The following is a 14144-nucleotide window of genomic DNA, read 5'->3' on the forward strand; positions in this document are numbered from 1 at the left end:
TTCAATTCTCTATCCACCGCTAAAATTCAAACGGAAACCATTCCGCAAGGCTTCTTCCAGATACTCCCCTGCGACGAGACAGGGGATGATTCGATGGCTCAATCACGCGCAAAACCGGCTGCGAAACGAAAGCGCAGCGCCGGGACCAAACGCTCTTCCTCGCGTTCGGGCGGTTCGCTCTGGCTCTGGGGGGCAGCCCTTGTCGTGGTCGGCGGCTCGATCGCGCTCTACGATCATTCGACTGCCGCGCGCCGCTTTGTGAGCAGTCTCACCTCTTCAAAGCCCGTTCAGACGGCCTCGAAGCCGGTGCAGCGCGATGACAATCCGGTACCGCCGAAACCGGTCGTTGCTGCTGCACCTTTGCAGCGCCCGATCACGCCGCGGCCGGCCGCTGCGCTTGACCAGAGCCAGACGGCCGCGATCATTCCGCCGGCGCCGATCGGCAAGCCGGGCCTAGACGCGGTTGCCGCACAGTCGGCGGCTCAGCCGGGGGCGCCGAGAGTGGGCGAGAAGCTTGCCGGCGCCTATGAGGCGAAGTTCTTTCTCTGCGGCACCGCCAAGCAGGACGACTGCGTCGTGTCCGCCGACCGCTTCGTCCTCCATGGTCAGAAGATCCGGCTGGTCGGCGTCGAAGTCCCCAATATCGCAAAGCCCCGGTGCGAGGCCGAGCGGATCAAGGCAAGCGATGCCAAGCTGCGGGTCCGCGCGTTCCTCGATTCCGGTCCGTTCGACCTGATGAGCTGGCGCGGCAATGATGCGGCGGTGGACGGTCACCAGTTGCGCGAAGTCACCCGCAACGGCCGCTCGCTTGCCGATATCCTCGTCAAAGAGGGACTGGCGAAGCGCCCGGGCGCCGGCAAGTCCGGCTGGTGCTCCTGAGCCTCAGCCGCTTTTCGCCGGGCCTCCACCTTACTTCGAAGGCTGGCCGTTGGACGCAGAGATCCCGCCATCGACCGGCAGGTTGACGCCCGTCACGAAGCGCGCATCGTCGCTCGCCAGAAACGCGATCACAGCGGCGACATCGGCCGGCTCGCAGGGACCTTCCAGCGCAAAGCGCGCGTTGAACTGGGCGAGCCGTTCCTGATTGTCCATGATGCTATCGGTCATGCCGGAGCGCGTCAGGCTAGGACAGACCGCGTTGACGCGGATGCCGTCCTTGCCGTGATCCAGCGCCATCGCCCGGGTGAGATTGACGACACCACCCTTGGCGGCATTGTAGGCCGCCATGCCCCAGTCGCCACCGGTGCCGGAAACAGACGCGACGTTCACGATCGAGCCTCTGGTCGTCTTCAAATGCGGGATTGCCGCCCGGCTGGCAAAGAACACGCCGTCGAGATCGGTCGCCATCACCTTGCGCCAGTCGCTGGTCGAGAGCGATGACACATCGCCCTGCACCGCTACACCTGCATTGTTGACGAGAGTGTCCACGCGACCGAACGTCTTGACCGCGGCCTCGACCAGATCGTTCACTTGGTCCTCGTCCGCCATGTCGCAGGCCTGCACGAGAACGCGGTCCTCGGGGTAGGGCGCGGCAACCGCCTCGAGCTTTTCGGGGGTGCGGCCGGCGATCACGACGAAGGCGCCCTCATCCAGAAACCGTTCTGCGGTCGCCTTGCCGATGCCCGATCCCGCGCCCGTGACGATGACGACTTTTTCGCTGAAGCGCTGCATGAAATTCTCCTTGTAAGCGATGCTGTTAGGGCCATCCTCCAAGGCTTCGAACGGGCAGGAACGGGGCGCGGTTCCACCGGCAGACGCGGCGAATATGCGATTGTTCGCATTTTATTAATATTGTTAGCAAAGACTGACGGACGGGACACATCGAAATCAGATGGCAGGCGTTGAGGGAGCGAACTACATCGGAGGCGAACATGGCTTTGTATCAGCGTACCGTGCTTGTCGTAGAAGATGAGCCCCTAATCCGGCTGCATCTGGCAGACACTTTGGAGGATGCCGGCTATACGGTTCTCGAGGCATCGAACGTGCTCGAGGCGGTGGCCGTCCTTGGGCAGTCCCGAACCGTTGACGCGGTCATTACCGATATCGACATGCCCGGCGCCCTCGACGGTTTCGACCTGATGAAGCTGATCTGCAGCTGCTACCGGGATACCGCCGTCATCGTCACGTCAGGCGGTCATGTCCTGTGCGAAGCCGAGCTTCAACCCGGCTGCGCGTTCATTCCCAAACCCTATGACCTGCCGAAAATGCTCGACATGCTCGCGGCACGGATTGCCCAGGCATCGACCCGGTCGTCCCAGGCCTGGCCCTGCGGCAGACTGTGGGCCTAGGCTCAGAAGAAGAAATCAGAACCTCACGTCGGCGATGATGTCGCGGCCGCAGGTTTCGATATCGCGCTTTCCGCACAAGGCCATCGAGATGTCCATCTCCTTGCGGATGATTTCGAGTGCTGCGGTGACGCCCGGCTTGCCCATCGCGCCGAGGCCGTAGAGGAAGGGGCGGCCGATATAGGTGCCCTTGGCCCCCAGCGCCACGGCTTTCAGCACATCCTGACCGGAGCGGATGCCGCCGTCGAAATGCACCTCGATGCGGTCGCCGACGGCGTCGACGATCTTCGGCAGCATGCTGATCGAGGAGGGGGCGCCGTCCAGCTGGCGGCCGCCGTGGTTGGAGACGATGATCGCATCGGCGCCGGTATCGGCTGCGGCGCGTGCGTCTTCCTCGTCGAGAATGCCCTTGATGATCAGCTTGCCGCCCCACAGGTCCTTGATCCAGCGGATATCGTCCCAGGAGAGGCGCGGGTCGAACTGTTCGGCGGTCCAGGCACCGAGCGACGACAGGTCTGAGACGTTGCTGGCATGGCCCACGATATTGCCGAAGCCGCGACGCTTGGTGCGCAGCATTTCCAGGCACCATTGCGGCCTGGTCGCCAGCTGCAGCGCGCTGTTCAGCGTCCATTTGGGCGGCGCCGACAGGCCGTTTCTGATGTCCTTGTGGCGCTGGCCGAGGATCTGCAGATCGGCGGTGACGACCAGCGCCGAGCAGCCGGCCTGCTTGGCGCGGCCGATCAGCCGTTCGATAAAGCCACGGTCCTTGAGCACGTAGAGCTGGAACCAGAACGGCTTGGTGGTGACCGAGCGCACATCCTCGATCGAGCAGATGCTCATGGTGGACAGCGTGAAGGGAACGCCAAATTCTTCGGCCGCCTGGGCTGCCAGCATCTCGCCATCGGCATGCTGCATGCCGGTCATTCCGGTCGGCGCGAGCGCCACGGGCATCGCCGCCGCCTGTCCCACCATCGTCGTTGCCAGCGATCGGTTGGTCATGTCGACAAGCACCCGCTGGCGCAGCTTGATCTTGGAAAAGTCATCCTCGTTGGCACGGTATGTGCCTTCGGTCCAGGCGCCGCTATCGGCATAATCGAAGAACATTTTGGGCACACGACGGCGAGCCATGGTCTTCAGATCGGCAATGGTCAGCGGCTTGGACATGCGCAAAACTTCCTCCTCGATGGTTGTCCGACAACTACCATATCCGGGCGACCTTGCCAGCGGAAACGTCGGTTTGGGGGAGCAGTTTTCTCAACCGCACCGCAGGTGCCGCGCCGCAACGGAAAACGGGCGGCCAAGGCCGCCCGTCGTAGTTTACTCAATCTGTGGCCGGGTTTTGTGGCTGAGCCTCAGAATTCTTCCCAAGACTGGGCCTGCGCCGCGGCCGATGACGAACCGCCGCCGAAGGCTGAAGCGATGCGGTTGCCGAGTGCGCGGGCCGGCGAGGGGGCCTGACGTGAGGCCGGCGATACGGCCATCGGAGCCGACGGAGCATGGCCGCGACGACCGTTCGATGCGGAGCGGTTTTCGCCCTGGCCGAGGTTGAAGCGCGACAGGAGGTCGTTCAGCGAGGCTGCTTCCTTGGCAAGCGAGTGGCTGGCCGCAGTCGATTCTTCCACCATGGCGGCGTTCTGCTGGGTGCCCTGGTCCATCGTGTTGACCGCCGTGTTGATCTCCTGCAGTCCGACCGCCTGTTCGCGCGCGGAGTCGACGATCGCGTTGACGTGGCGGTTGATCTCCTGAACTTCGGCGACGATGACTTCCAGCGCCTTGCCGGTCTCGCCGACCAGGTGGACGCCGGAGCGGACATGCTCGCTTGATGCGGTGATCAGTTCCTTGATCTCCTTGGCGGCCTTGGCAGACCGCTGTGCGAGTTCGCGGACTTCCTGTGCGACGACGGCGAAACCCTTGCCCGCTTCACCGGCACGCGCGGCTTCGACACCGGCGTTCAGGGCGAGAAGGTTGGTCTGGAAGGCGATTTCGTCGATGACGCCGATGATGCTGGAGATCTCGCCCGAGGACTTTTCGATCCCCTGCATGGCGGTGACCGCATCGCGCACGACTGCGCCGGAACGCTCGGCACCGGCACGGGCCTTGGTGACGAGGTTGCCGACTTCTTCGGCGCGCTTGCTGGAATCCTTCACCGTGGTGGTGATCTGCTCCAAGGCGGCTGCGGTTTCTTCGACCGATGCAGCCTGCTGTTCGGTGCGCTTGGACAAATCGTCGGCGGCCGCACGGATCTCATTGGCGCCGCCGTCGATGCCGCGGGCATTGTTGCCGACGGCCTGCAGGGTTTCCTGAAGGTTGGCAACCGAATCGTTGAAGTTGTTGCGCAGTGCATCGAGATGCGCGACGAACGGCGTGTCGAGGCGGTAGGCGACATCACCCTGTGCAAGCTTCGCCAGTCCGCCGGCAAGCTGGTCCACTGCGAACTGGGTGTCAGCTGCGTCCTTTGCCTTCTGCGCGTCGCGTTCGATGCGTTCGCGATCGGACAGGCTGCGGTTGGCATCGGCTTCGCGTTCGAGGCGGATGCGCTCCAGCGCGTTGTTGCGGAACACGGCAACGGCTGCCGCCATGGCGCCAAGCTCGTCGCGGCGATCCTGACCTTCGACAGGGGCCTCCGTCTCACCGCGTGCCAGCGATGCCATGCGTTCGCGAAGGCTGGCGATCGGCTTGGTGATGCCCTTCGTCGCGATGATGAGTGAGGCGATGATGCCAAGGGCAAAGATGACGACCAGCGCTGCGAGCGTCTTTAAAATGAGGGCATTGGTGGTCTCGGTCATCTCGTCGCTGGTCTGGGCAATGCCTTTGTTGAAGCGATCCAGCAAAGTGACCATGTCCCTGCCGAGCGGCATGATTTGAAGGTCCGCCTGCGCAAGCAGCGCGCGGGCCTCTTCGTCACGATCGGAGGAGCCGGCCTCGACGGCCTTGTCGATCAGTGCAAGGGCTTCCTTGACACGGATGGCGATGCCGTTGACCTCAGGCATTTTCGACGCCAGTCCTGCCTGAACGGTGTCGAGGCGCATCAGCAGAGCCGTCTTGCTTTCCTTGTAGAAAGCTATTGCAGTCGTCATGGCCGGGTCGGTGCGTGAGTATGTAAGAATTTGATAGGCGGCGTAGCCTGAGGCGGCCAGGTTGCGGTTGACGCGCACAAATTCCACGGCCGCAACGTTGTCCGAAGAGATGAAATCCGAATAGCTGGTGTCGGCGGCCTTGTAGCGGCTTGCAACGAAGCTTGTGGCACTCAGTCCGACGACGCAGAGCGGGATGAGCACAGACAGTATTTTGGTGCGAATACTCGCGTTTTTCAGAAACGACATATATCCCTCGTGGAGGTCCAAAGAAGCCGTCATTCCATCAGATTTGCTGGTGCCGGCCGGGAGGGCTGGGGCAAATGCATAAACTGACCGATTGGTCCGGCGAACTAACGTGGCATGACAGCTGCGCTCTGCCTTCATGGCTGCCAGTGGATGTTCTGTCAGGGAACAGGGGTAATAAGTTATAGTTTAAATACAATTAAATAGAGATATTACTGGAAACATGCAGCGATTGCGGGATCTTTTCTTAATGTTTCTTGCGCAGGTTGCGCAGGGCGGTGATGTTCGTATGTCATTTCGCGGCGTTGCCGCTCACGCGTCGAGCCCCGTCTTCATCGCCTTGCCCGCAACATAGGTTTCCACCACCGCGCGGTCGTCGCCCATGGTCTGCAGCAGGAACAGCTCTTCGGGCAGGGTCTTCACCGTTTCCATCCGAAGCCGCATTGCGGGTGTCGATCCGGCGTCGAGGATGACGAGGTCGGCCATCGATCCGATGTCGAGCGTGCCGATGTCGGCCTCCATGCCCAGCGCCTCGGCATTGCCGCGGGTCATCAGGTAGTAGCTTTCGAGCGGATTGAGACGTTCGCCCAGCAGTTGCTGTATCTTGTAGGCCTCGTCCATGGTCTTCAGCATCGAATAGCTGGAACCGCCGCCGATATCGGTCGCGACGGAAACACGGACGGGCTTTTCGCGCCTCCTCAAGGCTTTCAGCGGAAACAGGCCGGAACCGAGGAACAGGTTGGAGGTCGGGCAATGCACGGCAATGCTGCCGGCTTCCGACAGCGCATCTGCCTCGCGCTCGGAGAGATGGATGGCGTGGCCGAGCAGCGTCTTTTTCCCCAGCAGGCCGTAACGGGCATAGATGTCGGTATAGTCCGCCGCTTCCGGATAGAGCTCGGCAGTATACTTGATTTCGTCGTGGTTTTCCGAGAGGTGCGTCTGGATGAACAGGTCGGGGAATTCCTGCGCCAACGCTTCCGCCGCCTTCATCTGGCCCGGCGTCGAGGTGATGGCAAAGCGCGGCGTGATGGCGACGTGGTTGCGGCCCTTTCCGTGCCATTCGGCAATCACGGCTCTGGTTTCGTCATAGCCCATCTCGGGGGTATCGAGCAGGCCCTGCGGCGCATTGCGATCCATCATCACCTTGCCGCCGACCATGCACATGTTGCGCTTCATCGCCTCGGCGAAGAAGGCGTCGGCGGAGGTCTTGTGCACCGAGCAATAGGCAACGGCCGTCGTCGTGCCGTGGCGCAGGAACTCGTCGTAGAAATGGGTGGCGATGCGCGTCGCGTGATCGCTTTCGACGAAGCGGCATTCCTCGGGGAATGTGTAGGTGTTGAGCCATTCCAGCAGATTGCCGGCATAGGACGCGATCACCTGCATCTGCGGAAAATGCACATGGGTATCGATCAGGCCCGGCAGGATGAGGTGTGGCCGGTGGTCGATCTCCTCGATATCGGCTGGCGCCTGCGCCTTGACCTGCGCGTAGTCGCCGGTTGCGGTGATCCGGCCGCCGGACACGAGGAGGGCGCCGTCGTGCTCGTACGAATAGCTGTCGGTATCGGTCATCGCGAGGGGCGCACGCTTGAATGAAAGAAGGCGGCCGCGGATCAGGGAATCGGTCATCTAAAACTCTATTTCGACGCTATTGCACTTTCATACCACGCAACGAGAAGACGGCGCTCCTCGGGGGTGATGGCGGACACGTTGCCTGGCGGCATGGCGTGGCTCCGGCCGGCCTGGATATAGATCTCGCGGGCGTGGGCAGCAATCTCCGCATCGGTTTCCAGCTTCACCGATTTTGGCGTGAAGGTGATGCCCTCCCAGACCGGCTCTGCTGCATGGCACATCGAACAGCGCCCCTGAACGACGTTGCTCGCCGCGACGAAATGCGTGTCGGATGCGAATGTCTGCTGGATCGGCGTCATGGCCGATGCGCTCGATATCTCGGTCTCGCCGGTCAGCACTTTCGGCACGGTCGAAAGCCACATGATGGCGATGAACAGGAGCACCGTCACTAGCCAGGTCCAGGTCGGCTTGCCCTTGCGCGCATGGGTGGTGTTGAACCAGTGCCGGATCGTCACGCCCATCAGGAAGATCAGCGCCGCGATCACCCAGTTGAAATGGGTGGCAAACGCCAGCGGATAATGGTTCGACAGCATGAAGAAGATGACGGGCAGGGTCAGGTAGTTGTTGTGCAGCGAACGCTGCTTGGCAATCGCGCCGTATTTCGGATCGGGCGTGCGCCCGGCGATCAGGTCGGCGACGACGATGCGCTGGTTGGGCATGATGATCATGAAGACGTTGGCCGACATGATCGTGGCGGTAAAGGCGCCGAGATGCAGGAAGGCCGCCCGGCCGGAAAAGATCTGCGTGTAGCCCCAGGCCATCGCGACCAGAACCACATAGAGAATGCCCATCAGCGCCCAGGTATTCTTGCCGACAGGCGATTTGCACAGCTGGTCATAGATGACCCAGCCGATACCGAGTGACGCCAGCGAAAGGCCGATCGCCTGCAGGGATGACAGGTCCATCACCGTGCGGTCGATCAGGAACAGGTCTGCGCCGCCATAATAGACGATGCACAGCATCACGAAGCCGGAGAGCCAGGTGGCGTAGCTTTCCCACTTGAACCAGGTCAGGTGCTCCGGCATCTGCGCCGGCGCCACCAGGTATTTCTGGATGTGATAGAACCCGCCGCCATGCACCTGCCATTCCTCGCCATAGGCGCCGACGGGAAGATGTGCCCGCTTCACCAGCCCAAGATCAAGCGCGATGAAGTAGAAGGACGAGCCGATCCAGGCGATCGCAGTGATGACGTGAAACCAGCGCGCTGCAAAGCTCAGCCATTCCCAGGCGATCGCGTATTCGTACATTCCGTGTGTTCCCGATTCAGTTCCCCTGCAGCGCACTTTGGGCAAAAAAGGATCGCGAGGGAAGAGGGGCGGACGCCGCCGTCATTCCGATACAGATCATATGGCAATGAGGGTAGCGGGCGAGGTTGCCGTGCCCGTCCATCCGGACTAGCTTTCGGGCGTATCAGGATCGAGGAGCTACCCATGAGCGAAACCGCAGAACCCCATCATGCCTCGTGCCACTGCGGCGCGGTGCGCTTGCGGGTCAAGTTGTCGGATGGGTTCAACACGATCCGGCGCTGTGACTGCTCGTTTTGCCGCATGCGGGGAGCCGTCGTTGCCTCTGCGCTGCTGAGCGATCTCACCATCCTTGAGGGCGAGGACAGCCTGACGCTCTATCAGTTCAATACGGGGACTGCGAAACACTATTTCTGCAAGACCTGCGGCATCTATACCCATCACCAGCGACGCTCAAATCCGGAGCAGTTCGGCATCAATGTCGCCTGCATCGAAGGTGTCAGTCCGTTCGATTTCCCCGAAGTGACGGTCATGGACGGCGTCCGTCATCCGGCCGATACGGGTGCCGATCCAAATTCGGGGATAGCAGGTGTCCTCAGATACTCGACAACCTGAGGCTGTCAGACAGCGGCAGTAATCCGTCCCAGGCGTGTTTCCGGATCGAGGCAGACCTGGTTGCGGCCCCGCATCTTGGCGGCATAAAGGGCCAAGTCGGCGCGCCGGTAGAGGTCTGCGGCGCTATCGCCGCTGTCGCCGGACGCGATGCCTGCAGAAAACGTGTAGCGGAAGCTCTGCTGTTCCGCGACGGGCCGCGAGTGACGCACCGCCTCCAGCATCTTGCCGACGATCGTCAGCGCGTTTTCCGGTGATGCATTGGGCAGGATCAGCACGAATTCCTCGCCGCCGACACGGCCGAGTACGTCGGTCTTTCGCACATGGCTGTGCAGTGTCTTGGCAAAGTCCTTCAGCACCGCATCGCCGACCGAATGGCCGAAACGGTCGTTGATATATTTGAAATTGTCGATGTCGAGTACGGCCAGGCATCCGGCCGGCTGCGACGGCGCGCCACCTTGCGAGCGCAACAGATCGTCGATCTTTGCCATCGCAAACCGCCGGCTTGGAATGCCGGTCAGTTCGTCGATCTGGGAGACCCTGATCGCGTCGTCGCGGTCCTGCCGGAGCGTTCTTTCGTCAGGGCGCATCGAGGTGATGTCACTTGCAACGCACAGCATCCAGCCGTTCGGCTGCATGGTTTCCGTCATCCAGAGCCAGCGGCCGTCGTGAAGGTCGGTTTCGTAGGCGCGAAAGCCGGTCTTGCCGCGCCGCGAAAGGGTGGAGCGCAGCCATGTCTCGAAATCCGTCGCCTTGATGACCGTGCCGCGCGCTGACAGGAAATTGCGGCGCATCATCTCCGACCAGAGCGGACTATCGGTCTCGTCGAGGCACCAGGCGTCCCGGAACGCACGATTGGCGAAACGTAGCCTGTCGTCCTGATCGAACACCGCGATCAGGACGCCTGCAACTTCCATCAGCCCGGCCATCTGCCGCAGCGTCGCGTCGTCGTTCAAGGCCATGATGTCCCAGAATGTGAGTCTCTGTCTGCGTATTTCTTAGCTGTTACTTATGAATGATCGGTTAGGCAATTTGTTTCAACCCGCGGTATACGCGGTTGAGCAGCAGCAGTGACCGTGCAGTGGTGACAAATCATTTTTGCGCCCTATCTTAGCGTCAATTGCAATTTTCAGAGTTTCCCTTGCTCATCGCCGATCTCGACGAACACGCCGCCCTTCTCGATCGTCTCGAGGCCCTCGAAGCCTACGACATCATGGATTCTCCGTCTGAACCGGAGTTCGACGGGATCGTCCAGATCGCCACCGCGCTTTGCAAGGCGCCGGTGGCGCTTATCAGTCTTGTCGATGCGGAACGCCAGTGGTTCAAGGCGCGTGTCGGGTTCAGCCCGTCTGAAACGCCGCTCTCCCAGTCGGTCTGCCGCCATGCGCTCGCCAGTTCCGATCTTCTGATCATTCCCGATCTCAAGGACGATCCGCGCACGCGCGACAACACGCTGGTGACCGGCGAGCCATTCATCCGCTTTTACGCGGGCGCACCGCTGATCACGCCCGACAATATCACCATCGGCAGCCTCTGCGTCATCGACAGTGTGCCGCGGCCGCACGGTCTCGACAACGAACAGCGCGAAGGACTGCGCGCCCTTGCAGGCCAGGTGATTGCGCTGTTTGAAGCGCGCCGGCTGTCGCAGCGCAAGGACGATCTGTTTCGCCGGCAGAAGAGCCTGACATCGCATATGCGGGCCGCTGCAAACGAGACGCTGGCTGCCCAGGAGGCTGGCGGCGTCGGCACGTTCGAAGTGGATATCGAGACCGGTCAGGCCAAGACGTCGCCGGCCTTTTGCCGCATCTTCCATCTGCCCGTCGCACCAATCTATCCGTCCTCCCTGTTTGAGGGAATGGTCGTGGAGAGCGACCGGGGCTTGCAGTCGAGCGACCTCGGCCGTCGGGAGGCCACGGATTCGCTCGACGTCGAGTATCGCATCAACACGGATGTCGGAATCCGCTGGATTTCGCGCACCGCCAGTTTCGTTCACGACGAGAGCGGACGGCCGATCAAGATGATCGGTGCGGTGAAGGACGTCACAGTCATCAAGCGGGCGGCCGCCCGCGTTCAGGCTCTGCTCGATCTCGGCGACCGTCTCAATCATCTGACCGACACAGAGTCCATGGCGATGGCGGCGGCCGACCTGATGGCCAAGGCACTGGATGCCACCCGCGCCGGTTTCGGCATCGTCAACCTTGCTGACGAGACGGTGATGATGCAGCCGGAATGGACGGCGCCCGGTGTCGTGTCTCTTTCCGGCCGGCATCACTTCCGCGATTACGGCTCGTTCATCAACGATCTGAGGCTTGGCAACCCCGTCGTCATCCCCGATGTCACGCAGGACCCGAGAACCCGCGACAATGCGCAGGCACTGCTGGATCTGGATATCCGCGTCCTCGTCAATGTGCCGATCATGGATCAGGGGCGTTTCAATCTGGTCGTGTTCGCCCATCACACGCATCCCTATGCGTGGAGCACCGAAGAACTGGCTTTCCTGCGCAGCTTTGGCGATCGCATCCAGGCCGCGATTGCCCGCGTGCATGCCGAGGCCGAACAGATGGTCCTGCAGCGTGAGCTCGGGCACCGTCTGAAAAACACGCTTGCCATGGTGCAGGCCATCGCCTCCCAGACCCTGCGTCCGGTCAAGGAGCGCAACCACGTGGATGCTTTCGAGCGTCGCCTGCACGCGCTGAGCACCGCGCACGAAATCCTTCTCGAGCGCAACTGGAGTAGTGCCCCCGTTTCCAACGTCGTTGAAAAGACGCTTGACCGTCTCTCCGTGCGCGAGCGGATCGACATTGTCGGCGACCCGATCATGCTTGGACCCAAGGGTACGCTGTCGCTGTCGCTCGTGCTGCACGAGCTCGCCACCAACGCGATCAAGTATGGCAGTCTCTCCAACACGACAGGCCGCGTTGCCATTAACTGGCACGTGGAAGGCGAGGGCGATCTTTCGTCGTTCAACTTCAGCTGGCAGGAAAGCGGCGGGCCCCAGGTTGCCGAACCGCAGGCCAATGGGTTTGGATCGAAACTTATTCGTATGGGACTGGCCGGAACAGGCGGCGTTAACGTTCGTTATGAACCATCGGGCTTCGTCGCCCAGATGCACGCGTCTCTCCCTCAGCTCCAGCAGGCAGATATCTGAATGGGATCACTTACCCCGCCTTCAAGGCACGTCGTACTCGTAGTTGAGGACGAACCGCTGCTCTTGATGATGGCGACGGACCTCGTAGAAGAAGCCGGTTTCGAAGCCGTCGAGGCTCGAAGTGCCGATCAGGCAGTCGAAATTCTCCAGGACCGTAAGGATATCCGCATCGTCTTTACCGACATCGATATGCCGGGCAGCATGAACGGAATGCGGCTGGCCGCCATGGTGCGCGACCGCTGGCCGCCGATCGAGATCATCATCGTGTCCGGCCATGTGAAGCTCGGCAAGGACGATATGCCGTCCCGCAGCGTGTTCTACAGCAAGCCCTACGATGCCGCCAAGATCGCCGCCCAGCTGCACCGGATGGTCTCGCACCTCTGAATACCTGCCTGAGTGTCGTTTCCTTAAGAAAAATCTAATACGTAAGTTGTGCGCCGCACTATTTTGTTTAGCGGCACCAGCCGACTCGCGTATTGTAAGCTTTGCAAGTCCTCCGGCGGTGCCGGGTATTGCGTTGAGCACGTCGCCGGAGATGACATTCATCAACGGAGAACAGGCTTATGCGTAGCGACATGACGCCGAGCAGGCGGTGCCTTCCAACGGGCGCGGTGATTGCGTTTGTATCCGGTGTATCCACGTTCGGCATTCCCATCCCACAGGGGCGGGCGCACGAGGCCGTGAGCGGCTTCAAATACGAGTCCTACTGCTGCAACGGGAACAATCATACCGGCGACTGCCAGAGGATCCCGACCAGGAATGTCAGGATCACAAGCGGCGGTTACGAAATCATCGTGAAGCCCGGTGACCACCGTCTGGTCACCCGCACCCATGATTTCCAGCTGCCGCAAAGCGAGGCCCGTCGCAGCACCGATTCCGAATATCATATCTGTCTCTATCCGACGGAAGACACGTTGCGTTGTTTCTACGCGCCCGACATGGGCTTTTGAACGACCAGCATGATCAGTCTCGGAAACTCGGCATCATGAGGCGCATGAAATCACGGAAGGCGCGGATCTTCTTCGAATGCCGCCGCGTCTCCTGATAGGCGAACCAATAGTCGTTGCCGTCCGATGCCCTCAGTTCGAACGGCTGGATCAGTCGTCCGAGCGCAACGTCGTCGGCGTAGAATTCAGGCTTCAGGATCGCCACGCCCTGTCCGGCGATCGCGGCCGCCGCCTCGAAAGCCTGTGCCCCGAAACGGCTGTTTGGTCGTCCCCCGAGATCCGCATCGGGAATGCCGGCCGCGGCAAGCCACAGCCGCCACCAGACATCGCCCGCGTCGATGATCCGCAGCTTCAGGATGTCGGCCGGCTCGCGAACGCCGCCGATCGTTTCGGCCAGCACCGGGCTGAGCATCGGCGTAAAATCGCTCTTCATCAGGAAATGCGAGGTCAGTCCCGGCCAGTGGCCGGTGCCGCTGCGGATCGCCACGTCGGCTTCGGTCCGGGTGAAGTCCACCACGGTCTGGGAGGTTTCGAGCCGCACCGCGATGTCGGGGTTCTGCATCTGGAATGTGCCGAGATGAGGGGCGAGCCACCGGTATGCGAATGTCGCGGTCGTGTGGATGACCAGCGTGCTCTCTGACAGTTCCTTCGTTCCCGCCACAGCCTCGTCCATGATGCCGAACGCTTCCGATATTTTTGGTGCCAGCCGCTCGCCTGCCGCCGTCAATGTCACCTGTCGCGGCCGGCGGAGGAAAAGCTGGTCGCCCAAAGTCTCCTCGAGAAGCTTGATCTGATAGCTCACGGCCGTCTGCGTCATGCCCAGCTCTTCGCCGGCCCTGGTGAAACTTAGGTGCCGCGCTGCCGCTTCGAAGACGCGAAGGGCGTTCAGCGGAAAGTTCGTCGACATTTTCATGGATAAGCCCTCTTCATCCATCCAGACGGATGTTCCATTGGAAACG

The 14144-nt window shown here is 61.5% G+C and carries 13 protein-coding genes; 6 read left to right on the plus strand and 7 right to left on the minus strand.

Features of this window, described 5'->3' with window-relative positions; all coding sequences use genetic code 11:
• Window positions 1–93 precede the first annotated feature (93 nt).
• Window positions 94–879, plus strand: a complete 786-nt coding sequence (locus ASG19_RS09105; protein WP_062455472.1) for a hypothetical protein — start codon at window positions 94–96, stop codon at window positions 877–879.
• 30 nt (window positions 880–909) lie between these two features.
• Here the strand turns inward: ASG19_RS09105 and ASG19_RS09110 are convergent, their stop codons facing one another.
• Entirely contained in the window at window positions 910–1671 is a 762-nt protein-coding gene (locus ASG19_RS09110; RefSeq protein ID WP_062455476.1) for an SDR family oxidoreductase, read from the minus strand.
• 200 nt (window positions 1672–1871) lie between these two features.
• Here ASG19_RS09110 and ASG19_RS09115 point away from each other — a divergent pair, with 200 nt between their 5' ends.
• Window positions 1872–2288 carry a response regulator gene (locus ASG19_RS09115; protein WP_062455479.1) on the plus strand — a complete coding sequence of 139 codons (417 nt, stop codon included), beginning with the start codon at window positions 1872–1874 and terminating at the stop codon, window positions 2286–2288.
• Between the two features lie 15 nt (window positions 2289–2303).
• On the opposite strand, the gene ASG19_RS09120 is transcribed toward ASG19_RS09115, so the two are convergent.
• The 4 genes from ASG19_RS09120 to puuD form a co-directional block, all read right to left on the minus strand.
• A complete protein-coding gene (locus ASG19_RS09120) occupies window positions 2304–3449 on the minus strand; it encodes an alpha-hydroxy acid oxidase (protein ID WP_062455481.1) in 1146 nt (381 codons plus the stop codon).
• 188 nt (window positions 3450–3637) lie between these two features.
• Window positions 3638–5608: a methyl-accepting chemotaxis protein gene (locus ASG19_RS09125; RefSeq protein ID WP_062455484.1), complete on the minus strand. Its 1971-nt coding sequence runs from the start codon at window positions 5606–5608 to the stop codon at window positions 3638–3640.
• A gap of 309 nt (window positions 5609–5917) precedes the next feature.
• Window positions 5918–7231 carry a guanine deaminase gene (gene guaD, locus ASG19_RS09130; RefSeq protein WP_062455487.1) on the minus strand — a complete coding sequence of 438 codons (1314 nt, stop codon included), beginning with the start codon at window positions 7229–7231 and terminating at the stop codon, window positions 5918–5920.
• 8 nt (window positions 7232–7239) lie between these two features.
• On the minus strand, window positions 7240–8481 hold the full coding sequence (gene puuD / locus ASG19_RS09135; RefSeq protein ID WP_062455489.1) for a urate hydroxylase PuuD: 1242 nt from the start codon (window positions 8479–8481) through the stop codon (window positions 7240–7242).
• 183 nt (window positions 8482–8664) lie between these two features.
• Here puuD and ASG19_RS09140 point away from each other — a divergent pair, with 183 nt between their 5' ends.
• Complete coding sequence (locus ASG19_RS09140) at window positions 8665–9093, plus strand: GFA family protein (RefSeq protein ID WP_062455492.1); 429 nt, start codon at window positions 8665–8667, stop codon at window positions 9091–9093.
• A 5-nt stretch (window positions 9094–9098) separates the two neighbouring features.
• Here the strand turns inward: ASG19_RS09140 and ASG19_RS09145 are convergent, their stop codons facing one another.
• The gene (locus ASG19_RS09145; RefSeq protein ID WP_062457881.1) at window positions 9099–10019 is read right to left on the minus strand and encodes a sensor domain-containing diguanylate cyclase; all 921 of its coding nucleotides are present in this window, start codon (window positions 10017–10019) and stop codon (window positions 9099–9101) included.
• Window positions 10020–10231: 212 nt separating this feature from the next.
• Here ASG19_RS09145 and ASG19_RS09150 point away from each other — a divergent pair, with 212 nt between their 5' ends.
• The 3 genes from ASG19_RS09150 to ASG19_RS09160 all read left to right on the plus strand — a co-directional run bounded on the left by ASG19_RS09150 (window position 10232) and on the right by ASG19_RS09160 (window position 13188).
• Window positions 10232–12238 carry a GAF domain-containing protein gene (locus tag ASG19_RS09150; protein ID WP_062455494.1) on the plus strand — a complete coding sequence of 669 codons (2007 nt, stop codon included), beginning with the start codon at window positions 10232–10234 and terminating at the stop codon, window positions 12236–12238.
• Window positions 12239–12622, plus strand: a complete 384-nt coding sequence (locus ASG19_RS09155) for a response regulator (RefSeq protein ID WP_062455504.1) — start codon at window positions 12239–12241, stop codon at window positions 12620–12622. It begins immediately after the preceding gene.
• Window positions 12623–12801: 179 nt separating this feature from the next.
• Window positions 12802–13188: a hypothetical protein gene (locus ASG19_RS09160; RefSeq protein ID WP_244476132.1), complete on the plus strand. Its 387-nt coding sequence runs from the start codon at window positions 12802–12804 to the stop codon at window positions 13186–13188.
• A gap of 13 nt (window positions 13189–13201) precedes the next feature.
• Here ASG19_RS09160 and ASG19_RS09165 read toward each other — a convergent pair whose 3' ends face one another.
• Window positions 13202–14098 carry a LysR substrate-binding domain-containing protein gene (locus ASG19_RS09165; RefSeq protein ID WP_244476133.1) on the minus strand — a complete coding sequence of 299 codons (897 nt, stop codon included), beginning with the start codon at window positions 14096–14098 and terminating at the stop codon, window positions 13202–13204.
• Between the last annotated feature and the right edge of the window lie 46 nt (window positions 14099–14144).

This window comes from Rhizobium sp. Leaf306 (assembly GCF_001423425.1).
Lineage (GTDB): Bacteria > Pseudomonadota > Alphaproteobacteria > Rhizobiales > Rhizobiaceae > Neorhizobium > Neorhizobium soli.